Below are 22,416 nucleotides of genomic sequence, written 5' to 3'. Positions count from 1 at the left end.
GGGTCAGGGCTGGAGGACCACCTTGGTGCACTCCTCGTCCTTGTGCTTGAAGATGTCGTAGCCGCGGGGGGCGTCCTCCAGCGGGAGGTGGTGGCTGATGATGAACGTGGGGTCGATCTCGCCGCTGCGGATCCGGCCGTAGAGGTCCTTGAGGTAGCGGTGGACGTGCGTCTGACCCGTGCGCACGGTGACCGAGCGGTTCATCAGCGAGCCGAGGGGGAACTTGTCGGCGAAGCCGCCGTAGACCCCGACGATCGAGACCGTCCCGCCGTTGGCCACCGACAGGATGGCCTCGCGCAGCGCCTGCGGCCTCTCGGTGGACAGCTTCGTCAGCTGCTTGGCCTTGTCGTAGGCATGGACGAGGGAGAGGTCGGTGTGGGCCTCCATGCCCACCGCGTCGATGACCCGGTCAGGGCCGCGCCCACCGGTGAGCTCGCGCAGCTCCTGCAGGACCGGCGTCTCCTCGTAGTTCAGCGGGTGGGCACCGGTGTGCTCCTCCGCCATGGCGAGTCGCTCGGGGACCCGGTCGATGACGATGACCTTGCCGGCCCCCATGATCTGGGCACTGAGGCAGGCGAACTGCCCCACCGGGCCCGCGCCCCACACGGCGACCACGTCGCCGGGCTCGATGTCGCACAGGTCGGCAGCCATCCAGCCGGTGGGCAGCACGTCGGTGAGGAAGAGCACCTGGTCGTCGGTGAGGTCGTCGTCGACCTTGAAGGGGCCGACGTCGGCGAAGGGCACACGGACGTACTCCGCCTGGCCCCCGGGGTAGCCACCGAGCATGTGCGAGTAGCCGAAGATCCCCGACGGGGAGTGGCCCATGACCTTCTCGGCCTCACCCGCGTTGGGGTTGGAGTTCTCGCAGAGCGACGTCAGGCCACGCTGGCAGGAGCGGCAGGCGCCGCACGCGATGGGGAACGGGACGATGACGCGGTCGCCGACCCGCAGCCCGCCGTCGCGGTTCGCGTTGCCGTGGCCGTTGGACAGGCCCGGGCCGAGCTCGACGACCTCGCCCATGAACTCGTGGCCGAAGATGTCGCCCGGGACCGCCGAGGGGACGTAGCCGTCGTAGAGGTGGAGGTCGCTGCCGCAGATGGCGGTCGAGGTCACCCTGACGATCGCGTCGCGGCTGCCGAGGATCTGCGGCTCGGGCACGTCCTTGACCGACACCCGGGTGGGGCCGCCCCAGACCACGGCCCTCATCGGGAGCTCCCCACCTTCGAGGCGCGGGCCGGGCCCTGGAGGAACCGGCGCTTCGCCTCCGTTCCGCGCGGGAGGATCTCGGTCCGCACGACCTCACCGGTCTCGATCACCTGCTTGAAGCGGCGCAGGTCGTCGCGGACCTGCTGCTCCGGCTCCTCGCCGAACAGCGTCGCCACCGCGCGGCCGAGGAGCCCACCCGGGACGTCGTAGTGCAGGACGACGCTCACCTCGGTGCCGCGGTCGCCGGGGGCCGGCGCGAAGTGGACGGTGCCGGAGTTCTCGACGTCGGCGCCCGGGAGCGACATCCAGGACAGCCGACGGCCGGGCTCCTCGCTCGTGATCTCGGCGTCCCACGAGACCTGCTTGCCCGCCGGGCCGTGGGCCACCCAGTGGCTGGTGCCGTCGTCGTTCTCGACCACGGACTCCAGGTGCCCCATGAACGACGGGAGCCGGTCCAGCTCCCGCCAGAACGCGTACGCCTCGTCGGGAGGCCGGTTCACCGTCGTGCTGGCCCTCAGCGCGAGCGGGCCCGGCCGGCCGGCGCCGTGCTGCGAACCCCGGGTGCGCAGGGCCGCGCGGACGTCGAGCGCGGTGATGCCGGCCACCGCGAGGGTCGCGAGGGACAGCCGTCCCAGCCGGTCGCCCGAGCGGGACCGCAGGGCGTGCCCCATGAGCGCGAGGTCCATGGCGTCGCCGACCACCCTCGTCCACACCGACCGGCGGGGGCCCAGGAGCAGCAGTCCGGCATGCCCGAGCTCGCGCACCCCCACCCCGCGTATGAGGGCCGGCGCCGTGGCGATGTCGTCCACGCCCGCCACCCGGGCCACCCCGGAGGGGCGGAGCACCATCGGCAGTCCCAGCCCGGCGCTGGCCACGCCGAGCCCGCGCACGAGCCGGTCGATCTGACGTTCGGGCCTGTCCTTGGTCTTCATGAGGCCCCGATACCCCTGTCCGCGGCGCCCATTCGCCCTCGGTTCGCGCATTCGCCCGACGGCTCGGCGGCCGGCCGCGCAGGGGGTGCGCTGGCACGATGGCGCCATGACGACGCGACGGCTCGGACCGGACGACGAGAAGGCGAGCGTGAGGCTGGGTGCCGAGGCCTTCGGCGAGCGACCGCCGTCCGCCACGCCATCTGGGCCGGCCGACGCCGACCAGCCGGCGCGCACCTGGCCGCCCGAGGGGGTCGTCGCGCTCGGCACCTTCGACGACGACGACGACGCCGGCATCCTGGTGGCCAAGCTCAACGGCCGGCCCTACGACAGCTGGTTCCACGGGAGCCGGGTGCCGACCTTCGGGATCGCCGGGGTCACGGTGGCGGCCGAGCGACGTGGCGAGGGGCTGCTCTCGCCCCTCATGGACGAGATCCTCGCGGAGGCCCGCCGCCAGGGTGCGGCGATCTCCACGCTCTTCCCGACCGCGCCCGGCATCTACCGCCGCTTCGGCTACGAGCTCGTCGCCGAGCTGACCACCGTCTCCGTGCCGACGGCCGCACTGCAGCGGCTCGGGCGGGCGGACGGCATACGCACCCGGAGGGCGACGGAGGGCGACTTCGACGCGGTGCGGCGGTGCTACGACCGCTGGGGCGCCCAGCGCAACGGGCCGCTCACCCGCGACGGGGTGATGTTCCCGGCGGACGCGGCCGAGTGGCTCGGCGGCTTCACCGGCGTCACCCTCGCCGTCGACGCCGACGACACCGTCCAGGGGTTCCTGTCGTGGCGCCGGGGGCCGGGCTACGGACCCGATGCCAGGATCGCCGCCGAGGACCTCGTCTGGAGCACCGGGGCAGCCCGCGACGCGCTCCTGTCGACCCTCGGGAGCTTCGCGGCGGTGACGCCGACGACGCACCTGGAGTCGAGCGGGACCGCCGAGCTGGAGCTCGCGCTCCCCGTGACGGCCACGAGCCCGGTGGAGCGCTCGCCCTACATGCTGCGCCTCCTCGACGTCCCCGCTGCCTTCGGTGCCGTCCGTCCGGCCTCCGGCGTCACCGGCTCGCTCGTCTTCTCGGTCGTGGGGGACGTGCACGGCGGCACCGACGGCACCTACCGCCTCGACGTCGACGGGGGGGAGGTGCGCTGTGAGCCGACCGACGGGGAGGCCACGACGGCCTTCTCCCCGCGGGGGCTCGCCCTGCTCTGGAGTGGCGCACTGCCACACGGCCGGATCGTCGCCGAGGGCCTGGCCCGGACGCGCGGCGGTGACGAGGACCTGTGGGACGCGCTCGGACTGGGCCGCCCGCTGCACATCCGCGACTACTTCTGAGCCGCCGCTACTGGGTCCAGACGCCCGAGGTGCCGCGCCGGTGGGAGCCGACGAGGTGGGTGTCGACGATGCCGATCGCCTCCATGAGCGCATACATCGTCGTCGGCCCGACGAAGGTGAAACCCTTGCGCTTCAACCCCTTCGACAGCGCGAGCGACTCCGGCGACGTCGTCGGCACGTCGGCGTACGTCCGCGGCGTGGGTGTGGTGGCAGGCCGGAACGACCACACGTATGCCGCGAGGTCGCCGTCGGGGTCCTTGCGCAGTCCCAGCGTGGCCTCGGCGTTCTGGATCGTCGCGTGCACCTTGGCCCGGTTGCGCACGATGCCCGCGTCTGCCATGAGGCGGGCGACGTCGTCCTCGCCGAACGCAGCCACGGCATCGGGGGAGAAGTCCGCGAACGCGGCACGGAACGCCGGGCGCTTGCGCAGGATCGTGGCCCACGACAGCCCGGACTGGAAGGCCTCGAGCGACAGCCTCTCGAACACGCCTCGCTCGTCGCGGACCGGCATGCCCCACTCGGTGTCGTAGTAGTCGCGCAGCATCGGGTCGACCGACGCCCAGGCCGGCCGGGCCAGCCCGTCGTCCCCGACCACGACTCCCGGCTCGCTCACACCAGTCCCTGACGGGCGGCGACGACGGCCTCGACGAACTCGTGCGGGTCCTCGACGCTGAGCCCGAGCCGGCCACGGCGGTGCACGACGGTGGCCATCGGCCCGCCGACGCGGTAGGCCCACTTGCCGCGACCCTCCCAGCGCAGGCCCCAGCCCCAGCCGACCCCGTCGACGTGGTCGCCCGCGCCGACGTCGGTGACGTCCTCGATGGCGATGGTGCGCGGGGCGAGGGGATAGGCCACGCGGATGGCGCGGTCGGTGACGGTCACGGTGACGGGACCGCGGGCGACGAGCCATGCCAGCCCGACGAGCCCCACGAGCAGGACTGCTCCGAGGGCGACCGCCCACCCGCCGAGGCTCGCCACGAGCAGGCCGCTGACGACGCCGGCACCGGCCACGAGCGCCCCGAGGAGGACGAGCGCCCGGTGCGGCCGGACGACGGAGCGGTAGCGGGCGGCACCGAGAGCGGTCGGGTCGGGCGCCATCTCAGCCTCTCCTCAGCGTGATGACCGGGATCTCGGGAGGCGCGGCGACGCGCACGGGTGGACCCCAGCTGCCGGCACCGCGACTCGTGATGACGGGCACACCGTCGACGACGGCATACCCCTCCACCATGGGCTGCTGGAGCGGCACGATCAACTCGCCGGGCCACACCTGGCCACCGTGCGTGTGGCCGGACAGCTGGAGGTCCACGCCCCGGTCGGCCGAGTCCGTGGCCATGAGCGGCTGGTGCGCCAGGTAGAGGGTGAAGCCGTCCTCGGTGCCGGCGAGCGCCCGCTCGGGCTCGGGGGCGAACGCACCCGTTCCCTCGCGGTCATGGACCCCCGCCAGCCGGATCGACTCCCCGCCGACGGTGAGGACCTGCGAGGAGTTCGCGAGGACGGTGATGCCCAGTCGCTCCCACTCCGCCAGCCACTCGGCGGTGGAGCCGGTGTACATCTCGTGGTTGCCCGTCACGGCGAAGACGCCCAGGGGCGCGTCGAGGTCGGCCAGCGGTGCGATCTCGGCGCGGTGCCGCTCGAAGGGGGCGTCGACGACGTCACCGGAGAGGATGACGAGGTCCGGGGTCGCGGCGTTGACCCGGTCGACGACCCGCTGCGCGAAGTCGGCGCCGTGGACGACACCGGCGTGCAGGTCGGTGACGAGGGCGACGGTCGTCCCGTCGAAGGCGGCCGGGAGCGCTGCGGACGTGTGGGTCGTGCGGGTGAGCTCCGGCTCTGCCGCCTCCACCACGCCGTATGCCGTCGTGCCCAGTGCCGCGACGAGGGCGACCACGGCGGTGGCCCGGTTGAACGACCGCAGCCGGCCCGGCCGGCGCTCGCGGGGAGTCACGAGCCAGACGACGAGGGCGACGAGCTGCGCGGCGGCGAGGACGAGGAGGAGGTACATCGCGACGACGAGCCAGGTGAGCGCCAGCCATGCCACCGGGCGGGTGTCGTCGGCGGTGCCCCAGCGCAGACCGCCGGCGATCGCGAGCACGGCGAGGGCGGTGAGCACGACGAGAAGGGCGCTGCCGGCATACCTCCAGCGTGTCGACCACCGGGGCGCCGCGACGAGGCGACGGTGCAGCCAGAAGGTGAGGAGCCCGATCACGGTCAGGGCGATGAGGGCGAAGATCAGCACGCAGGGTCCCCGGTCGTCGTCATGGAGGGGTCATGCTCGCACGGGCGGATGTGGGTGACCTGGACGCGGGCCCACGTCGCCGGAGCCCGAGCGCGCCCGTGGTCTGATGAAGGGGTCCGCCCCCACCTCCCCGTGGAGCCATCCCATGACCCCCTCGACGTCGACGTCCTCGTCGTCGGCGCCGGCCTCTCCGGCGTCGGCGCCGCCTGCCGGCTCGTCGAGCTCTGCCCCGACCGGACGTTCGCCGTCCTCGAGGCGCGTGCGGCCGTGGGAGGCACGTGGGACCTCTTCCGCTACCCCGGGGTGCGGTCGGACTCCGACGTCTTCACCTTCACGTACCAGTTCCGGCCGTGGACCGAGCCCGACGTGCTCGCCTCGGGGCCGCGGATCCGGGACTACATCCGCGACACGGCGCGCGAGCTCGGGGTCGAGGAGCAGATCCACCACGGGCAGCGCGTCGTCGAGGCGGACTTCTCGAGCGACACCGGCCGGTGGACCGTCACGGCCGAGACGGCGGACGGCCGGGTGGAGCACACGGCGGCCTTCCTCTACCTCTGCACGGGCTACTTCTCCTACGAGGGAGGGCACGTCGTCGACTTCCCGGGACGGGACGACTACCGGGGCCCGGTCATCCACCCCCAGGACTGGCCCGACACGTTCGACCCCGCCGGGAAGCGCATCGTCGTCATCGGCTCGGGGGCGACGGCGGTGACCCTTGTGCCTGCCCTCGTGGATGACGGGGCCGCGCACGTGACGATGCTGCAGCGCACCCCCGGCTACGTCCTGTCCCGCTCGGGCACCGACCGGCTGGGCGGCGCGCTGCTGCGAGCGCTGCCGACGGGCGCCGCGCACCGGACCGTCCGCGCCAAGAACCTGCTCACCAACGTCGCCCTCTACGAGGTCAGCCGCCGCTTCCCGGACGCGGTCCGGCGAGGGATCGCCCGGGTGAACGCCGGCCTCGTGGGCGAGGAGGTCGTGCGAGAGCACTTCACGCCGGCCTACGCACCGTGGGACCAGCGCCTGTGCATCGTGCCGGATGGCGACCTCTTCGCCGCGATCGACTCGGGTGACGCGTCGGTCGTCACCGACACCGTGGACCGCTTCACTCCGACCGGGATCCGGCTGGGCGGGGGAGGGGAGCTCCGGGCGGACGCGATCGTCACCGCGACGGGGCTGCGCATCGAGGTGGCCGGCGGCATCCGCCTCAGCGTGGACGGGGCAGCCTTCGCACCCCACGAGCGCTTCTTCTACAAGGGCGTGATGTTCGACGGGGTGCCCAACCTCGCGGTGTGCTTGGGCTACACCAACAACTCGTGGACGCTGCGGGCCGACCTGTCCTCGCGCTTCGTGTGCGCCGTGCTCCACCGGATGGCGGCAGCCGGCGCGGCGACGGCGACACCACGCCTCGACGCGGACATCGAGGAGGGGGAGCCGCCGTTCGAGCTGACCTCCGGCTACGTCCGGCGCTCACGTCACCTGCTGCCACGCCAGGGCACGAAGGCACCGTGGACGGTGCGGCAGAACTACTTCCACGACCGGCGGCTCATGTCGACCCGTCGCGTCGACGACGGCACGCTCGAGCTCGCGGGGCGTGCTCCCGCGCGGTCCGGCGCCGCACCAGGCGCTGACACCCCGGCTTCCTAGACTGGGGCGCATGACCCTGACGATCGGTGCCCACGTCGACCAGACCGACCCGCTGGCGGAGGCCGCCGCCCGTGGCACGACGTTGGTGCAGTTCTTCCTCGGCGACCCCCAGGGCTACAAGGGCCCGGAGATCAGGTATGCCGGTGGGGCGGCCGCGCTGCGCGCCGACGCCGAGGCTGCGGGCGTCGACCTTTACGTCCACGCGCCCTACGTCATCAACGTCGCGACGACGAACAACCGCATCCGCATCCCCTCGCGCAAGCTGCTCCAGCAGCACGTCACCGCGGCGACCGAGATCGGCGCCAAGGGCCTCATCGTCCACGGTGGCCACGTCGGGAAGACGGACGACCCGGAGGTCGGCTTCGACAACTGGCGCAAGGCGGTCGAGGCCACCGACCTCACGCTGCCCCTCCTGCTCGAGAACACCGCCGGCGGTGACAACGCCATGGCCCGCTACCTCGAGCGGATCGCGCGGGTGTGGCACGCCATCGGCTCCGCGTCGCAGGCCGACCGGGTCGGGTTCTGCCTCGACACGTGCCACGCCCACGCCGGTGGCAACAGCCTCGAGACCGTCGTCGACGACGTCCTCGCCATCACCGGCCGGATCGACCTCGTGCACTGCAACGACAGCCGGGACGCCTTCGACTCCGGCGCCGACCGGCACGCGAACTTCGGAGCCGGCCGGATCGACCCCGACCTCCTCGCCGGGGTGGTGCGCTCCGCCGGCGCCCCGGTGGTGTGCGAGACGCCCGGGGGCGCCGAGGAGCACCAGGCGGACTTTGCCTGGCTGCGCGAGCGCCTCTGACCGTCGGCCGGCTGGCCGTGGAGGACAGCCGGTGGCCTTGCCGGAATATACCCCCTAGGGGTATCGTTGTCGGCATCATGGACCACTCGACACATGCCCAGCACACCACCCACGACTCGGCACCGGCGGATCGCGGACTGTGGCCCCAGGCCGTCAGCGCGACTCTGCACTGCCTCACCGGCTGCGCCATCGGCGAGGTCCTCGGTCTCGTCATCGGCACCGCCCTCGGGCTCTCGACCATGGCGACGATCGCCCTCGCCGTGGCACTGGCCTTCTTCTTCGGCTACGCCCTCACCCTCACCCCCGTCCTGCGCGCGGGCGTGCCTCTCGCCACGGCGCTCGGCGTGACCTTCGCCGCGGACACGATCTCGATCACCGTCATGGAGGTCGTCGACAACGCGATCATGCTCGTCGTCCCGGGCGCGATGGAGGCGGGACTGGACTCCTGGGTCTTCTGGGGCGCGCTCGCCGTGGCGCTCGCAGTGGCCTTCGTGCTCACCGTGCCGGTGAACCGCTGGCTCCTCGCCCGCGGCAAGGGCCACGCGGTCGTCCACCAGTACCACCACTGACGCCACGCCTCAGGAGGTGACCCGCACGTCCCTCCGGTGGAGCACGTGCTGGAGCGCGGACGTCGCAGCGAGCTGGCCGGCATACGCCGCTGCCAGGACCGAGTGCACGGGGGCCGTCATGTCGTCCGCCTGCGCGAGGTCACCGGCAGCGAAGATGCCGGGCACGCTGGTCCGGCCGTGCGAGTCGACGGCGATGCAGCCGGTGTCCCGCATCTCCAACCCGAGCTGCGCCGCGAACGGTGCCGCCTGCTCGGCCTCGACGTGCACGAAGAGCCCGTCGACCACGACGGTGCTGCGCCCGGACGAGACGTGCAGCCCGTCGGGGCGCTTCGCGAGGGCGGTCACGGTCGGGACGACGTCGACACTGCGCGCGATCGGCTCGAACATCGCGACGAGGTCGCGGGCCGCGGGGTTCTCCTCGACGACGACGCGTCGGCCGTGCAGCTCGTGCCCGTGGCAGAACGGGCACATGAAGACCGTGCGGCCCCACTGCTCTGCCATCCCCGGCACGTCAGGCAGGAGGTCACGCAGCCCGGTCGCCAGCAGCACGGCGCGCGTCGGCGCGGAGGAGCCGTCGGCCAGGCGCACGGAGAAGCCGTCGCCTCCGTGCCTGTCGACGACCAGGGCGGCCGTGTCGGACACCTGGACGTCGCGGTAGGCACGCAGCTCCTGGCGGGCCAGCTCCCGCAGCCGGGCCGGGGGGCGCCCGTCGGCGGTGAGGACGTTGTGGACGGCGTCCACGGGGGCGTTGCGGTAGGAGCCGGAGTCGAGCAGGAGGGTCGGGCGGTGCATCCGGCCGAGGGTCTGCGCGGCCTGCAGGCCGGCCGGACCGGCGCCGATGACGACGACGTCGAACATGTCTCTCCCGAGGTGCGGTGGTGGGTGCGAGAGCGGATACCCCACCGGCCCTGATTCATGTGCGCGGAGGGGTGCCCACACGCTGCGATAGTCTGCAGCCATGGCACACCGGCTGCTCCTTCGACAGCCGCGCTGACGCTCCACCCCGGACGTCACCGCGGCGAACCCCTCCTGCGCGAGGGGCTTTTTTGTGGGCAGCCACGTCTGAGAAGACACCGAGAAGGCAAGGATGAGATGAGCGAGACGGCGCACCGCTACACCGCAGAGCTGGCCGACCGGATCGAGCTGGCCTGGCAGGACCGCTGGGAGGCCAGTGGCGCCTTCGACGCGCCCAACCCCTCCGGACCGTTCGCCGACCCGGAGGCGGTCGCCTCCTTCTCGGGCCACCTGCTCGCGCTCGACATGTTCCCCTACCCGAGCGGCGCCGGGCTCCACGTCGGGCACCCGCTCGGCTACATCGCCACCGACGTCTTCTCGCGCTACCACCGGATGCTCGGCAAGAACGTCCTGCACTGCCTGGGCTACGACGCCTTCGGCCTGCCGGCCGAGCAGTATGCCGTCCAGACCGGCCAGCACCCGCGGGTCACCACCGAGGCCAACATCGTCATCATGGCCCGCCAGCTGCGCCGGCTCGGGCTGGGGCTGGACAACCGCCGGTCGATCGAGACGATGGACCCCGACTACTACCGCTGGACCCAGTGGATCTTCCTCAAGATCTTCGACAGCTGGTACGACCCGGAGGCGCCGGGTCGCGCCGGGGGAGTGGGCCGGGCCCGCCCGGTCAGCGAGCTCGTCGCCGAGTATGCCTCGGGGAGGCGGCCGCTGCCCGCCGACGACGGTCGCGGCTGGTCCGACCTCAGTGACGTCGAGCGTGCCGACATTCTCGACAGCCACCGCCTCGCCTACGCCTCCGAGGCGCCGGTCAACTGGTGCCCCGGCCTGGGGACGGTGCTCTCCAACGAGGAGGTCACCAACGACGGCCGCTCCGAGAGGGGCAACTTCCCCGTCTTCAAGCGCAACCTGCGCCAGTGGATGATGCGGATCACCGACTACTCCGACCGGCTGGCCGACGACCTCGACCGCGTCGAGTGGCCCGCCAAGGTCAAGGCGATGCAGCGCAACTGGATCGGTCGCAGTGAGGGTGCGCGCGTCTCGTTCCCGATCGTCGGCGCAGAGGACACCGTCGACCCGATCGAGGTCTTCACGACCCGCCCGGACACGCTGTTCGGGGCGACCTTCATGGTGCTGGCGCCCGAGCACCCGCTCGTCGACCTGCTCGTGCCGGAGGGGGAGTGGCCCGAGGGCACGAACCCGGCCTGGACCGGTGGCGAGCCGACCCCGCAGGCGGCCATCACGGCATACCGCCGGGCGGCCTCGCGCCGCAGCGACGTCGAGCGGCAGACCGAGGGCAAGGACAAGACCGGGGTCTTCACCGGCGCCCACGCCACCAACCCCGCCACGGGCGCCCTGCTGCCGGTCTTCGTGGCGGACTACGTCCTCATGGGCTACGGCACCGGCGCGATCATGGCGGTGCCCGGCCAGGACGAGCGCGACTGGGACTTCGCGACCGCGTTCGAGCTGCCCATCATCCGCACGGTCCAGCCCACCGAGGGCCACCCGGAGGACGAGGCGTTCACCGGCGACGGCCCGGCGATCAACTCCGCCAACGACTCGCTGGACCTCGACGGGATGGCCGTCGCGCAGGCGAGGGCGACGATGATCGACTGGCTCGTCGAGCACGGGCACGGCGAGGCGACGATCAGCTACAAGCTGCGCGACTGGCTGTTCTCTCGCCAGCGCTACTGGGGCGAGCCGTTCCCCATCGTGTTCGACACCGACGGGGTCGCGCACGCAGTGCCCGAGTCGATGCTGCCGGTCGAGCTGCCGGACGTGCCGGACTACAGCCCGCGCACCTTCGACCCCGAGGACGCGCAAAGCTCACCGGAGCCGCCGTTGGGCCGCGTGTCGGAGTGGGTCGACGTCGACCTCGACCTCGACGACGGCCGGGGCGTGCAGCGCTACCGCCGCGAGACCAACACGATGCCCAACTGGGCCGGGTCGTGCTGGTACTACCTGCGCTACCTCGACCCCGAGAACCGTGAGGAGCTCGTCTCCGCGGAGACCGAGGAGTACTGGATCGGCCCGCGGGACAGGCCCGTCGACGGGGCTCCGGCCGGCTCGCGGGACCCGGGCGGTGTCGACCTCTACATCGGCGGCGTCGAGCACGCCGTCCTTCACCTGCTCTACGCCCGCTTCTGGCACAAGGTGCTCTTCGACCTCGGGCACGTCTCGAGCGAGGAGCCGTTCCGGACGTACTTCGCGCAGGGCTACATCCAGGCGCCCGCCTTCACCGACTCGCGCGGCCAGTACGTCGAGGCGAGCGAGGTCCGGGAGGTCACTGGCGACGACGGCCACCCCGCCTTCACCTGGAACGACCAGCCGGTCACCCGCGAGTTCGGCAAGATCGGCAAGTCGCTCAAGAACATGGTCTCGCCCGACGACATGTATGCCGCGTACGGCGCCGACACGCTGCGGCTCTACGAGATGGGTCTCGGCCCGCTGGAGCAGAGCAAGCCGTGGGACACCCGGGCCATCGTCGGCTCGCAGCGGTTCCTGCAACGCCTGTGGCGCAACGTGGTCGACGAGGAGACCGGGGAGCTGCGGGTCGGCGACGGACCGCTCGACGACGCGACGGCGCGCGTGCTCCACCGCACCATCGACGCGGTCCGGCGCGACTACGACGAGCTCGGGTTCAACACGGCGATCGCCCGCCTCATCGAGCTCAACAACGCCCTCACCAAGCTGGGCAGCGCGCCTCGTGCGGCCGTCGAGCCGCTCGTCCTCATGGTGGCGCCGCTGGCGCCGCACATCGCCGAGGAGCTGTGGTCGCGGCTGGGTCACCCGGAGTCGCTGACGCACGCGCCGTTCCCCGTCGCCGACCCGGCGCTGCTGGTGGAGGAGTCGGTCACCTGCGTCGTGCAGATCAGGGGCAAGGTCCGCGACCGCATCGAGGTGCCCGCGGACATCGGCGAGGACGAGCTGCGCGAGAAGGCGCTGAAGCTGCCCAAGGTGCTCGAGGCGACCGCCGGGGGAGTGCGCACCGTCATCGTGCGAGCCCCCAAGCTCGTCAACGTCGTCCCGCTCTGACCCTCACCTCGTGTGCCCCAGCGCGACCTCTGGGTCGCGCTGGGGCACACGAGGCTGGCGTTCGGGCAGGATCGGGGCATGATCCGGATCGGCATCTCCGGCTGGCGGTACGCGCCGTGGCGCGGGGTCTTCTACCCGAAGGGGCTGCCCCAGCGGCGTGAGCTGGAGTACGCCGCGGAGCGGATGTCGTCGGTCGAGGTCAACGGCTCGTTCTACTCCCTGCAGCGCGCCTCGAGCTGGAAGGCCTGGGCGCAGGCCGTCCCCGACGACTTCCTCTTCGCCGTCAAGGGTCCGCGCTTCGTGACCCACATGAAGAAGCTCTCCGACGTCGAGGTGCCGCTGGCGAACTTCTACGCCTCCGGGGTGCTGACGCTGGGGCACCGGCTGGGGCCGTTCCTCTGGCAGCTCCCGCCGAACCTCGGCTTCCACCCCGACCGGCTCTCGGCGTTCTTCGACCTCCTGCCCCGCAGTGCTGCTGCCGCCGCGCAGTGGGCGTCGAGCCGGCACGAGCCCGAGCGGCTCAAGGGCACCCCGGACACCTCAGCGCCGGTCGACGTGCCGCTGCGGCACGTGCTGGAGGTGCGGCACGAGACCTTCCGGACACCGGCGCTGGCCGAGCTGCTGCGCGCGCACGACATCGGGCTCGTCGTCGCCGACTCCGCCGGGACGTGGCCGATGCTCGACGACGTCACGAGCGACCTCGTCTACGTGCGGCTGCACGGCGATGAGGAGCTCTACGCCAGCGGCTACAGCGACGCCTCGCTGGACCGGTGGGCCGACCGCATCCGGGACTGGTCGTCAGCAGGGCTCGACGTCTTCGTCTACTTCGACAACGACATCAAGGTGCACGCGCCCTACGACGCGCTGAGGCTGGCCGAGCGACTGGGTGTCGGGCCCGCTCCCGTCTCGGCTAGTGGACAGGAGGTCCCGAGGACTGGGCGGACCGGCATATCCTCCTGACCCAAGGTCACGAGTACCAGTGTTCAGCCCCGGCTTGCTGGTCGGCAACCCTCCTCCGCGGTGGGGTGCTCCGGGTGACGACCTGGTCGGCTGCAGCAACGCAGCCGGCAAGCGCGGACTCCCGAGCACCTCGAGGGTCCATCGACTCTCCAGGGAGCAGCAGATGTCCATCGCCAGCTCGATACCGCACACCGCGACCCCCGAGCGCCGACGCACGTGGCTGCGGTCGGTGCCCTCGCCCGACCGGGTCGTCGCCGAGCCGGGGCCGGTCCCCGCCGTCGTCGCGCCCCCGCAGGTGCCGACCTGCCACGGCACGGTCGTCGAGTACGCCAACTTCGACCACGGCGCCTCGACTCCGGCCCTCGCGAGCGTCGTCGCCGCAGTCGCCAGGGCCACCGCGACATACTCCAGCGTCCACCGGGGGCAGGGGTGGGCCAGCCAGGTGTCGAGCCACTACTACGAGGCCGCCCGCGAGGAGGTCGCCCGATTCGTCGGCGCCCGCGAGGGCGACGAGGTCGTCTTCACCCGCAACACCACCGACTCGTTCAGCCTCCTCGCCCGCGCCGTGCCGCGCCGCACCCGGGTCGTCGTCTTCGCCAGCGAGCACCACGCCACCCTCCTGCCGTGGGAGCCGAAGAACACCACCCGGCTGCCCGTCCCGCTGACCCACACCGACGCCGAGGTGCTCCTCACCGAGGCACTGGCGCGCAGCCGGGGCAGCCGCACCCTCGTCGTCCTCAACGGTGCCTCCAACGTCACCGGGGAGTACTGGCCGGTCGAGCGTCTCTCCGAGATCGCCCGCAGCCACGGCGCGCGGGTGGCCCTCGACGCGGCCCAGCTCGTCGGGCACCGCCGGGTCGACCTGGACACCCTCGGCGTCGACTACGTCGCCTTCAGCGGTCACAAGATCTATGCGCCCTACGGCGCCGGTGCGCTCGTCGGTCGCGCCGACTGGCTCGACGCGGCGCCGCCGCACCTCGCCGGCGGCGGCGCGACCGCGCGCGTCGACCCGCTCTCGGTCACGTGGCAGACCGGGCCGGCCCGCCACGAGGGCGGCACCCCCAACGTCATCGGTGCCGTCGCCCTCGCCGCGGCGTGCGCCGCGATCCGCGAGCACCGCGGCGCCCTCGAGGCGCACGAGGCCCACCTCACCTCTCGGCTCGTCGACGGCCTCCGGGCGATCGAGGGTGTCGAGACCTGGAGCATCTTCGGCGACGCGTCCGACCGCGCGCCGGTGGTGACCTTCACGGTGGACGGGCTCGAGTCCTCGCTCGTCTCGGCCGCGCTGTCCGCAGAGCACGGCATCGGGGTGCGCGACGGCAAGTTCTGCGCCCACCTGCTCGTGGACAGCCTGCTCGCGGACGAGGACGTCGACACGGCGGTGCGGGTCAGTGCCGGCCTCGCGACGACCGAGGAGCACGTCGACCGGCTGCTCTCCGCCGTCGCCTCACTCGCCGGCGGCGGACCCGGTGTCGCCTATGGCCGGGTCGAGGGTCGCGGCTGGGTTCCGACCGACGACCGGCGGGGCACCGTCACCGACCTGCCGTGGTGACCACGGCGGGGCCGGTGGAGCACTAGCCTCGGGCTGTGGCCACCGCTCTCGTCACCGACTCCACGGCATACCTCTCTCCCGAGCTCGTCACGGCGCGCGGCATCGGGGTGGTGCCCCTGCACGTCGTCGTCGGTGGGCAGGACCGGCGCGAGGGCGTGGACATCGGTGCCGGTGAGGTGGCCGAGGCGCTGCGCTCGTTCCGTCCGGTGTCGACCTCGCGCCCGGCGCCGCAGGCGTTCCTCGACGTCTACCGCGGGCTCGCCGAGGGCGGCGCCGACGCGATCGTCTCGGTGCACATCTCGGCCGACATGTCGAGCACCATCGGGTCGGCCCAGCTCGCCGCGCAGCACGCGCCGGTGCCGGTCACCGTCGTCGACAGCCGCTCGATGGGCATGGCGATGGGGTATGCCGTCCTCGCCGGTGCCGAGGTCGCCGCCGGCGGCGCGTCGGTCCAGGACGTCGCCGAGGTGGTGCGCCGGCGGTGCGAGGCGGCGACGGTCGTGTTCTACGTCGACACGCTGGAGCACCTGCGCCGTGGCGGCCGGATCGGCAAGGCCAACGCGCTGCTCGGGTCGGCGCTGGCCATCAAGCCGATCCTCGGGCTCACCGAGGGGTCGATCGTGCCGCTGGAGCGGGTGCGGACGTCGTCGCGTGCGATCTCGCGACTGGAGGACCTCGCCGTCGAGGCGGCCACGGCATCCGGTGCGGAGTCGGTCGACATCGCCGTGCACCACCTCGACTCGGCCGAACGGGCCGACAGGCTCGCGGAGCGGCTGCGTCCCCGCGTCCACGGGCTGGCCGACCTCTCGGTGGTGGAGCTGGGCGCGGTCGTCGGCGCGCACGTCGGGCCGGGGACCCTCGCCATCGCGGTGAGCCCGCAGGTCTGACCCGGCCGACTCCGTGACCCTCTCGACCTCCGGCACCGGCACCGTCATCGCGGCGGCGCTCGTCGCGGTCGTCTGCTTCGCCATCGGCGGCGTCAACCCCGCCACCGCCGTGGGGCGCAGCCAGGGCGTGGACGTCGCCACGGTGGGTTCGGGCAACCCGGGCGCCACCAACCTGGGTCGCGTGCTGGGCCGGAAGTGGGGCATCGCCGTGGGCGTCCTCGACGTCCTCAAGGGCCTCGTTCCCACGCTTGTCGTGCAGCTGACGCTCGGGACGTGGCTCGCGCTGGTCGGGGGCGCCGCCTGCGTCCTCGGGCACATCTACAGTCCCTACCTCGCCGGTCGCGGGGGCAAGGGCGTGGCGACCTCGCTCGGTGCGATGCTCGCGGTGGCGCCCTGGGTGGCGCTGGCCGGACTGGTCGTGTTCCTCCTCGCGCTGCCGTTCGTCAAGCGGCTCGGTGACGCGTCGGTCCTCGCGACGACGGCGCTCGTCACGCTCGGGGTCGTGCTCACCGTGCGGGCGGAGCACACCGTGGGCCGGGGCGTGGGGGTGTGGGTGACGCTGTTGTCGCTGCTCGTGCTGGCCCGGCACCGGCGCAACATCCTCGCCTGGGTGGGTCGGCTCCGGGGCTGACGGCCGTCCACATGCCGACGACGCCGGGGCGGTCGTCCACAGATGCCCACCGCCGGCTTGGGGAGGGGTCCGGGACTTCCTAGCGTCGCCGTATGCCGTTGCGCCGCCACCCCGAGCCCGTCTCACCTCGCGCTCTCGCGCGGGTGCGCGCGGGTGCCGAGCGCCCTCGGGCGGGACCGGACGAGCTCGCCGCCCGGTCGGCAGCGGACGGACCGGGTCCTGACGAGGGGCGCGGACGGCACCGTCCCATCGAGCTGGCGCGCGGTCCGGTGCTCGAGCTCCCGACCAGCCTGCGTGGCGCCCGGTGGGCGCCCACCCGGTCCGCGGGCCTGGCGGTGCTGGCCGTCGTCGTCCTCGTGGCCGCGGTGTTCGGGGTCCGGGTCTGGCTCGCCGGGTCGGGTGGGGAGCCCGTCACGGGAGGCGACAGGGGCACCGCTGCACCGAGCGGTGTCAGCCGGGGGACGGCGACGCTGTCTCGCGCTGCTCCGGGTGTCTCGGCGACGGGTGGGGCGCCGTCCGCTGCTGCGTCCCCGACCGCTGGGGCCACTGCTGCGCCCGTCCCCACCGGCCCGGCCGGTGTCGTCGTCGTGCACGTCGTCGGTCAGGTGGCGTCGGCGGGCGTCTACCGCCTGTCGCCGGGAGCCCGGATCGCCGACGCGGTCCGGGCCGCCGGTGGCGCCACGCGAGGGGCGGACCTGTCGGCGGTCAACCTCGCCCGGCTCGTCCTCGACGGCGAGCAGGTCCACGTCCCTCGACCCGGGGAGCCCGCCCGGCCGGGGGCATCGGTCGGCGGCCCGGGTGCCGGTGCGGGGTCGGCGGGTGGGGCGACCGGTGTCGGCGGCGGGGGTGCTGGTGCCGGTGGCCTGGTGGCGCTCAACTCGGCGGACCTGTCCGCGCTCGACACCCTCCCGGGGGTCGGCCCCGTGCTGGCCCAGCGAATCCTCGACTGGCGCACCGAGCACGGCCGGTTCACCAGCGTCGAGGAGCTCGGTGAGGTGAGCGGCATCGGTGACAAGCTCCTCTCACAGCTCACGCCCAAGGTCACCCTGTGAGCGAGCGGGTCGCCGGTGAGGAGTGGCGGCGCGAGGTCGTGCACCGCACCGACGTCCGCATGCTCGTCCCGGCGCTGGTCGGCTGGGCGCTGCTTGCGACCACACTCACCTGGGCGGAGGTGCCGCGATGGGTGCTCTGTGCCGTCCTTGCGCTGGCCGTCGCCGTGGGCTCATCGGTGACCGCCGTGCGCCGCCGCCGGTGGTGGCGCGGCCTGCTGCTCGTGCTCGGCGTGGTCCTGCTGCTCCAGGTGGCGGGCAGTGGGCAGCACGCCCTACGCGCCACCGGTGACCTCGACGCCCTCACCCTCGCCCGAGCGGTGGTGACCCTCGAGGCGACGGTGACCTCCGACCCCTACACGCCCCAAGCGCAGGGCGGCCGGGAGCCGGTCGTCATGCTCCGCGCCTCGGCCCACGAGGTGACGGGCAGGGGGCGGACCACCGCTGCCCACGCCCCGGTGGCGGTGCGCGGTGACGACGCGCTCCTCGACCTGCGGTGGCACGACCGCGTGCGGTTCCGTGGCCGGCTCGGGCCGCCCCAGCCCGGTGCCGCCGACGTGGCGGTGCTCCGGGCCTCCGAAATCGTCGTCGTGGAGCCGGCCGGTCCGGTGGCCCGCGTCGCCGAGCACCTGAGGGCGGGGCTGCGGCGCGCGGTGGACCCCACGCCGGCCGACGCGCGGGGCCTGCTGCCCGGGCTCGTCATCGGTGACACCACCCGCACCCCGCCGGACCTTACCGAGGCGATGCGCGCCACCGGCATGACGCACTTGACGGCAGTCTCGGGGTCCAACATCGCCGTCGTCGGTGGCATGGTCCTCGGGCTGTGCGTCCTGCTGGGTGTGAGGCGCCGGTGGCGCCCCGTCGTCGTCGCGCTCGCGATCGTCGGCTTCGTCATCCTGGCCCGGCCCGAGCCGAGCGTCGTGCGGGCCGCAGCGATGGGCCTCATCGGGCTGCTCGGCGCGAGCAGGTCACGGCGTCGAGCCGGCATCCCCGTCCTGGCCGGGGCGATCGTCGTCGTGCTGGTCGTCGACCCGTGGATGGCGCGCTCGTTCGGGTTCGCACTCTCCGCGCTGGCGACGCTCGGGCTGCTCCTGTTCACCCGTCCGTGGGGTGACGCCATCGCGAGGCACCTGCCCGCACGGCTCGCCCTCCTTGGTCCCGCCATCGCCATACCCGTTGCGGCACAGGCGATGTGTGCACCCCTCGTCGTCCTCCTGCAGGGATCGGTGAGCGTCGTCGGCGTCGTGGCCAACCTCGTGGCCGCGCCGCTCGTCGCTCCGGCGACCATCGCCGGCGTCAGTGCCGCCATCGTGTCCGTGGTGGCCGACCGACCGGCAGAGCTCCTCGGCTGGCTCGGCGCCCTGCCCACGCTCGGCATCACGAGGACGGCACGCGTCATGGCCGAGGTGCCGGGTGGCACGATGCCGTGGCCCGACGGTGCCCGCGGGGCGCTGCTGCTCGCTGGGGTAACGGTGCTCGTCATCCTGTCGGGGCGGTGGTGGGCCCGGGTGGTCCTGCTCCGCCCGGTGCTCGCGCTGGGGGTGCTCGCCCTCACCGCGGCGATGACGATCCCGACACGGGTCGTCACCTGGCCCGCGGAGGGGTGGCGCGTGGTGTTCTGCGACGTCGGTCAGGGCGATGCCGCCGTCGTTCGCACCGGACCGGGCCGCGCGCTCGTCGTGGACGCCGGTCCGGACCCGCCACTGGTCGACGGCTGCCTCGACTCGGTCGGGATCGACGTCGTGGACGCGGTGGTCCTCACGCACTTCCATGCCGACCACGTCGAGGGGCTGCCAGGCGTCCTCGGTGGCAGGACCGTGGGGCAGGTGCTGACGTCACCGGTCCCGGAGCCGGCCCACCAGGTCGGCGAGGTGACGGCGTGGGCGGGGGCACGCGGCATACCGGTGTCCGGCCTGGCGGCGGGCGACCGGCTCGCCCTCGGCGAGGTGACCGCAGAGGTGTGGGCGCCGGTGCGGCGCATCGCGGCCGGGTCGGTGCCCAACAACGCGAGCGTCGTGCTCGCCGTCCATGTCGGCGAGGTCGACGCCCTGCTGCTCGGCGACGTCGAGCGCGAGTCGGCGCACGACCTGCTCCTCCGCCTGCGTCGTGACCCCGCCATGGCCGCTGCCGCGGAGGCCTTCGACGTCGTCAAGACGCCCCACCATGGCAGCGCCAACCTCGACGCGGGCCTCATGGCGGCGGTGCGCGCACCGCTCGCCGTCGTCAGCGTCGGCAAGGACAACGACTACGGGCACCCGACCGCCACGCACCTGGCGATGATGAGCGGCAACGGGTATGCCGTGCACCGCACCGACCAACGGGGGCACATCGCCCTCGTCGAGCGGGACGGCCGGATCGAGGTGGTCACCCAGCGGTGACTCAGCGCACCGAGGCCGAGGACGCCCTGTGCGTCGCAGCCTCGGCGCTCTCGACGAGCGCGTCGAGCGTGGCCCTGACGGCCGGGACGCGCTGGAGGTCCGGGGTGGTGACGGCGACGATGTGGCGACGCGAGGCCGGTGTCATCGGCAGGGCGGTGACGTCCTCGTGGTGGACGGTCCTGAGGATAAGGTCGGGGATGACGGCGATGCCGAGCCCTTCGGCGATGAGCCCCATCACCGCGACGTAGTCCTCGGTCTCGTAGGCCACGTCGGGCACGTAGCCCGCAGTGCTTGCGAGCTGCAGCAGGTGGCCACGGCAGCGCGGGCAGCCCGCGATCCAGGTCTCGTCCTGCAGCGCTGCCATGTCGACCTGGCTCGAGCCGGCCAGTGCGTGGGTGCGGGGGACGGCCAGCAGCACCTCGTCGTCGAGAAGGGGAGTGGTGACGAAGGCCTCGAGGTCCTCCTCGCCACGCCCGAGGTCGGTGCCCTCGTAGACGAAGGCGACGGCGAGGTCGCACTCACCGGCGCGCAACGCGGCCAGCGACTCACGGGGCTCGGCCTCGCTGAAGGTGATCGAGACACCGGGGTGCTTGGCCTTGACCCTGGCCAGGGCCTTGGGGACCAACGTCGCCGACGCGGACGGGAAGGCCATGAGCCGGACCCGGCCCGAGCGCAGCCCGGCGATGGCGGCGACCTCCTCCTCGGCGGCGTCGAGCGCGGACAGCACCGGACCGGCGTGCCGCGCGAGGACCGCACCGGCCTCGGTGAGGCGGACGCTGCGGCCCACCCGCTCGACGAGCGTCGTGCCCGTGCGCGTCTCGAGGCGCCGGACCATCTGCGAGATGGCGGGCTGGGAGTAGCCGAGCGAGAGCGCCGCCGCCGTGAAGCTGCCTTCGTCGGCGATGGCCCGCATGACCCGGAGTCCTGCAGCGTCGATCATGCAGGAATTCTATAACCAGAAGTTATCGAGTGCCGCCACCGTCGCTCGATGCCTGATGTCGCCCGATCCGGCGAGCAGGGACGCTCCGTCCCGGACCTCGCCGCATCCAGCGGTGTATCTGGGCATGAGTCGGCTCCTCCTCCCCAGCATGAGGTCCACGAACCGTCGGCGGACGGCCCGCCGAAGCCACCACCCGGACGTCACCTGCGACGGCCTCGGCCGTTGGCACTGGAAGTGCCAGTGCGGTGCCGGCGCCTACGCGGGTGCCACCGCGGTGGACTGGCGCTGGATGGTGACGGCCGCCCTGGTGCACCAAGGTGCCTGCCCCGGCGAGTGAGTCCCCCCGCTCAGGGCCTGACCTCGTCGGCGCAGGGGCGACAGGGCCAGCACCTACGATGGCCGGGTGAGTTCAGAGGTGTCGGTGGGCGAGGTCGCGGCGCTCCTGCGCGCGACGGGGCCGGCGCTCGTGCTCAGCGGAGCCGGCATGTCGACCGAGAGCGGCATCCCTGACTACCGTGGACCCGACGGCAACCGCCGGGTGACGCCGATGTCGCACCAGGAGTTCACCGCCACGAGTGAGGCACGCCAGCGCTACTGGGCGCGCAGCTTCATCGGGTGGCAGCGGTTCAGTGCTGCCGAGCCCAACGAGGGTCACCTCGCGGTCACCGAGCTCCAGCGCGCCGGCGCCCTCGGACCGGTCATCACCCAGAACGTCGACGGGCTGCACCAGGACGCCGGCACCCGGGAGGTTCTCGAGCTCCACGGTTCGCTGGGGGAGGTCGTCTGCCTCACCTGCGAGAGCCGTCTCGACCGCGGCCTGCTCCAGGCGCTGATGGACGACGTCAACCCGGGGTTCGCCTCGCGCGCCCTCGGGTCCGTCGTCGACGGGTCCCAGGTCAGCAGCCAGATCCGTCCCGACGGCGACATCGTCCTCGCCGACGAGGCCGTGACCGCGTTCGCCACCCCACGCTGCCTCGCCTGCGGCGCCGACACCCTCAAGCCCGACGTCGTCTTCTTCGGTGGAGCCGTGCCCAAGCCGCGCGTCGAGCGCTGCTATGCCCTCACCGAGGAGGCGAGCGCCCTCGTGGTCCTCGGGTCCTCGCTCAAGGTGATGAGCGGCTACCGGTTCGTGCGCCGGGCGGCGGCACGCGGCATACCCGTCGTCGTCATCACCAGGGGCCCCACGCGGGGGGACGCCGAGACGACGCACCGTATCGATGCACCGCTCGGCGTCACCCTGGCGGCGCTGACCCGCGCGGTCGAGACCCAGGTGGCGTGAGGGCAGGCGGACCGAC

The 22,416-nt window shown here is 73.0% G+C and carries 20 protein-coding genes and 1 riboswitch; of the genes, 13 read left to right on the top strand and 7 right to left on the bottom strand.

All coding sequences use genetic code 11. The annotated features are described in order from the left end of the window. Nucleotides 1-3 precede the first annotated feature (3 nt). Together ACOJV9_RS13945 and ACOJV9_RS13940 are read right to left on the bottom strand one after the other, a co-directional pair. On the bottom strand, nucleotides 4-1,206 hold the full coding sequence (locus ACOJV9_RS13945; RefSeq protein ID WP_420185824.1) for a zinc-dependent alcohol dehydrogenase: 1,203 nt from the start codon (nucleotides 1,204-1,206) through the stop codon (nucleotides 4-6). Next, on the bottom strand, nucleotides 1,203-2,138 hold the full coding sequence (locus tag ACOJV9_RS13940) for an SRPBCC family protein (protein ID WP_420185823.1): 936 nt from the start codon (nucleotides 2,136-2,138) through the stop codon (nucleotides 1,203-1,205). Before ACOJV9_RS13940 ends, ACOJV9_RS13945 begins: the two co-directional genes overlap by 4 nt. A 106-nt stretch (nucleotides 2,139-2,244) precedes the next feature. Between ACOJV9_RS13940 and ACOJV9_RS13935 the strand changes: the two genes are divergently transcribed. After that, entirely contained in the window at nucleotides 2,245-3,465 is a 1,221-nt protein-coding gene (locus ACOJV9_RS13935) for a GNAT family N-acetyltransferase (protein WP_420185822.1), read from the top strand. A gap of 7 nt (nucleotides 3,466-3,472) precedes the next feature. On the opposite strand, the gene ACOJV9_RS13930 is transcribed toward ACOJV9_RS13935, so the two are convergent. The 3 genes from ACOJV9_RS13930 to ACOJV9_RS13920 are packed head-to-tail and all read right to left on the bottom strand — an operon-like array spanning nucleotide 3,473 to nucleotide 5,701. After that, nucleotides 3,473-4,078 (bottom strand): DNA-3-methyladenine glycosylase I, encoded by a 606-nt coding sequence (locus tag ACOJV9_RS13930; protein WP_420185821.1) that lies wholly within the window; start codon nucleotides 4,076-4,078, stop codon nucleotides 3,473-3,475. Then, nucleotides 4,075-4,563, bottom strand: coding sequence for a hypothetical protein (locus tag ACOJV9_RS13925; RefSeq protein ID WP_420185820.1), 489 nt, complete (start codon nucleotides 4,561-4,563; stop codon nucleotides 4,075-4,077). The genes ACOJV9_RS13930 and ACOJV9_RS13925 overlap by 4 nt, the downstream gene beginning before the upstream one ends. Nucleotide 4,564: 1 nt before the next feature. After that, nucleotides 4,565-5,701: a metallophosphoesterase gene (locus ACOJV9_RS13920; protein ID WP_420185819.1), complete on the bottom strand. Its 1,137-nt coding sequence runs from the start codon at nucleotides 5,699-5,701 to the stop codon at nucleotides 4,565-4,567. A gap of 132 nt (nucleotides 5,702-5,833) precedes the next feature. On the opposite strand from ACOJV9_RS13920, the gene ACOJV9_RS13915 reads away from it, so the two are divergent. The 3 genes from ACOJV9_RS13915 to ACOJV9_RS13905 all read left to right on the top strand — a co-directional run bounded on the left by ACOJV9_RS13915 (nucleotide 5,834) and on the right by ACOJV9_RS13905 (nucleotide 8,719). Next, nucleotides 5,834-7,345, top strand: coding sequence for a flavin-containing monooxygenase (locus ACOJV9_RS13915; protein WP_420185818.1), 1,512 nt, complete (start codon nucleotides 5,834-5,836; stop codon nucleotides 7,343-7,345). Nucleotides 7,346-7,355: 10 nt separating this feature from the next. Next, entirely contained in the window at nucleotides 7,356-8,150 is a 795-nt protein-coding gene (locus ACOJV9_RS13910; protein ID WP_420185817.1) for a deoxyribonuclease IV, read from the top strand. A 77-nt stretch (nucleotides 8,151-8,227) separates the two neighbouring features. Then, entirely contained in the window at nucleotides 8,228-8,719 is a 492-nt protein-coding gene (locus ACOJV9_RS13905; protein WP_420185816.1) for a DUF4396 domain-containing protein, read from the top strand. 9 nt (nucleotides 8,720-8,728) lie between these two features. Here the strand turns inward: ACOJV9_RS13905 and ACOJV9_RS13900 are convergent, their stop codons facing one another. Then, nucleotides 8,729-9,577, bottom strand: a complete 849-nt coding sequence (locus ACOJV9_RS13900) for an NAD(P)/FAD-dependent oxidoreductase (RefSeq protein WP_420185815.1) — start codon at nucleotides 9,575-9,577, stop codon at nucleotides 8,729-8,731. Between the two features lie 234 nt (nucleotides 9,578-9,811). Between ACOJV9_RS13900 and leuS the strand changes: the two genes are divergently transcribed. The 7 genes from leuS to ACOJV9_RS13865 all read left to right on the top strand — a co-directional run bounded on the left by leuS (nucleotide 9,812) and on the right by ACOJV9_RS13865 (nucleotide 20,181). Then, nucleotides 9,812-12,724 carry a leucine--tRNA ligase gene (gene leuS / locus ACOJV9_RS13895; RefSeq protein ID WP_420185814.1) on the top strand — a complete coding sequence of 971 codons (2,913 nt, stop codon included), beginning with the start codon at nucleotides 9,812-9,814 and terminating at the stop codon, nucleotides 12,722-12,724. Between the two features lie 78 nt (nucleotides 12,725-12,802). After that, entirely contained in the window at nucleotides 12,803-13,684 is an 882-nt protein-coding gene (locus ACOJV9_RS13890) for a DUF72 domain-containing protein (RefSeq protein WP_420185813.1), read from the top strand. 5 nt (nucleotides 13,685-13,689) lie between these two features. Further along, nucleotides 13,690-13,804: riboswitch (SAM riboswitch) on the top strand. Between the two features lie 43 nt (nucleotides 13,805-13,847). Then, nucleotides 13,848-15,236, top strand: coding sequence for an aminotransferase class V-fold PLP-dependent enzyme (locus tag ACOJV9_RS13885; RefSeq protein ID WP_420185812.1), 1,389 nt, complete (start codon nucleotides 13,848-13,850; stop codon nucleotides 15,234-15,236). 35 nt (nucleotides 15,237-15,271) lie between these two features. Then, nucleotides 15,272-16,123, top strand: a complete 852-nt coding sequence (locus ACOJV9_RS13880) for a DegV family protein (protein ID WP_420185811.1) — start codon at nucleotides 15,272-15,274, stop codon at nucleotides 16,121-16,123. 13 nt (nucleotides 16,124-16,136) lie between these two features. Then, nucleotides 16,137-16,754 (top strand): glycerol-3-phosphate acyltransferase, encoded by a 618-nt coding sequence (locus tag ACOJV9_RS13875; protein ID WP_420185810.1) that lies wholly within the window; start codon nucleotides 16,137-16,139, stop codon nucleotides 16,752-16,754. A 92-nt stretch (nucleotides 16,755-16,846) separates the two neighbouring features. Then, on the top strand, nucleotides 16,847-17,806 hold the full coding sequence (locus ACOJV9_RS13870) for a ComEA family DNA-binding protein (RefSeq protein WP_420185809.1): 960 nt from the start codon (nucleotides 16,847-16,849) through the stop codon (nucleotides 17,804-17,806). Next, nucleotides 17,803-20,181, top strand: a complete 2,379-nt coding sequence (locus ACOJV9_RS13865) for a ComEC/Rec2 family competence protein (RefSeq protein ID WP_420185808.1) — start codon at nucleotides 17,803-17,805, stop codon at nucleotides 20,179-20,181. The genes ACOJV9_RS13870 and ACOJV9_RS13865 overlap by 4 nt, the downstream gene beginning before the upstream one ends. Before the next feature lies 1 nt (nucleotide 20,182). Here the strand turns inward: ACOJV9_RS13865 and ACOJV9_RS13860 are convergent, their stop codons facing one another. Beyond that, nucleotides 20,183-21,121 carry a LysR family transcriptional regulator gene (locus ACOJV9_RS13860; RefSeq protein WP_420185807.1) on the bottom strand — a complete coding sequence of 313 codons (939 nt, stop codon included), beginning with the start codon at nucleotides 21,119-21,121 and terminating at the stop codon, nucleotides 20,183-20,185. Nucleotides 21,122-21,269: 148 nt separating this feature from the next. On the opposite strand from ACOJV9_RS13860, the gene ACOJV9_RS13855 reads away from it, so the two are divergent. Both ACOJV9_RS13855 and ACOJV9_RS13850 read left to right on the top strand, forming a co-directional pair. Then, nucleotides 21,270-21,458 carry a hypothetical protein gene (locus ACOJV9_RS13855; RefSeq protein ID WP_420185806.1) on the top strand — a complete coding sequence of 63 codons (189 nt, stop codon included), beginning with the start codon at nucleotides 21,270-21,272 and terminating at the stop codon, nucleotides 21,456-21,458. Between the two features lie 66 nt (nucleotides 21,459-21,524). After that, nucleotides 21,525-22,400, top strand: coding sequence for a Sir2 family NAD-dependent protein deacetylase (locus ACOJV9_RS13850; RefSeq protein WP_420185805.1), 876 nt, complete (start codon nucleotides 21,525-21,527; stop codon nucleotides 22,398-22,400). Nucleotides 22,401-22,416 lie beyond the last annotated feature (16 nt).

The organism is Knoellia terrae, from assembly GCF_048606435.1.
Classification (GTDB): Bacteria; Actinomycetota; Actinomycetes; order Actinomycetales; family Dermatophilaceae; genus Knoellia; species Knoellia terrae.
Note: the sequence above shows the minus strand (reverse complement) of the source record. Positions and strands in the feature narration are given on the sequence as shown.

Coding starts and splice junctions, on each gene's coding strand:
- ACOJV9_RS13860 (WP_420185807.1), bottom strand. CDS start 21,121: ATGATCGACGCTGCAGGACTCCGGGTCATGCGGGCCATCGCCGACGAA.
- ACOJV9_RS13870 (WP_420185809.1), top strand. CDS start 16,847: ATGCCGTTGCGCCGCCACCCCGAGCCCGTCTCACCTCGCGCTCTCGCG.
- ACOJV9_RS13910 (WP_420185817.1), top strand. CDS start 7,356: ATGACCCTGACGATCGGTGCCCACGTCGACCAGACCGACCCGCTGGCG.
- ACOJV9_RS13885 (WP_420185812.1), top strand. CDS start 13,848: ATGTCCATCGCCAGCTCGATACCGCACACCGCGACCCCCGAGCGCCGA.
- ACOJV9_RS13940 (WP_420185823.1), bottom strand. CDS start 2,138: ATGAAGACCAAGGACAGGCCCGAACGTCAGATCGACCGGCTCGTGCGC.
- ACOJV9_RS13945 (WP_420185824.1), bottom strand. CDS start 1,206: ATGAGGGCCGTGGTCTGGGGCGGCCCCACCCGGGTGTCGGTCAAGGAC.
- ACOJV9_RS13900 (WP_420185815.1), bottom strand. CDS start 9,577: ATGTTCGACGTCGTCGTCATCGGCGCCGGTCCGGCCGGCCTGCAGGCC.
- ACOJV9_RS13890 (WP_420185813.1), top strand. CDS start 12,803: ATGATCCGGATCGGCATCTCCGGCTGGCGGTACGCGCCGTGGCGCGGG.
- ACOJV9_RS13855 (WP_420185806.1), top strand. CDS start 21,270: ATGAGGTCCACGAACCGTCGGCGGACGGCCCGCCGAAGCCACCACCCG.
- ACOJV9_RS13905 (WP_420185816.1), top strand. CDS start 8,228: ATGGACCACTCGACACATGCCCAGCACACCACCCACGACTCGGCACCG.
- ACOJV9_RS13935 (WP_420185822.1), top strand. CDS start 2,245: ATGACGACGCGACGGCTCGGACCGGACGACGAGAAGGCGAGCGTGAGG.
- ACOJV9_RS13925 (WP_420185820.1), bottom strand. CDS start 4,563: ATGGCGCCCGACCCGACCGCTCTCGGTGCCGCCCGCTACCGCTCCGTC.
- leuS (WP_420185814.1), top strand. CDS start 9,812: ATGAGCGAGACGGCGCACCGCTACACCGCAGAGCTGGCCGACCGGATC.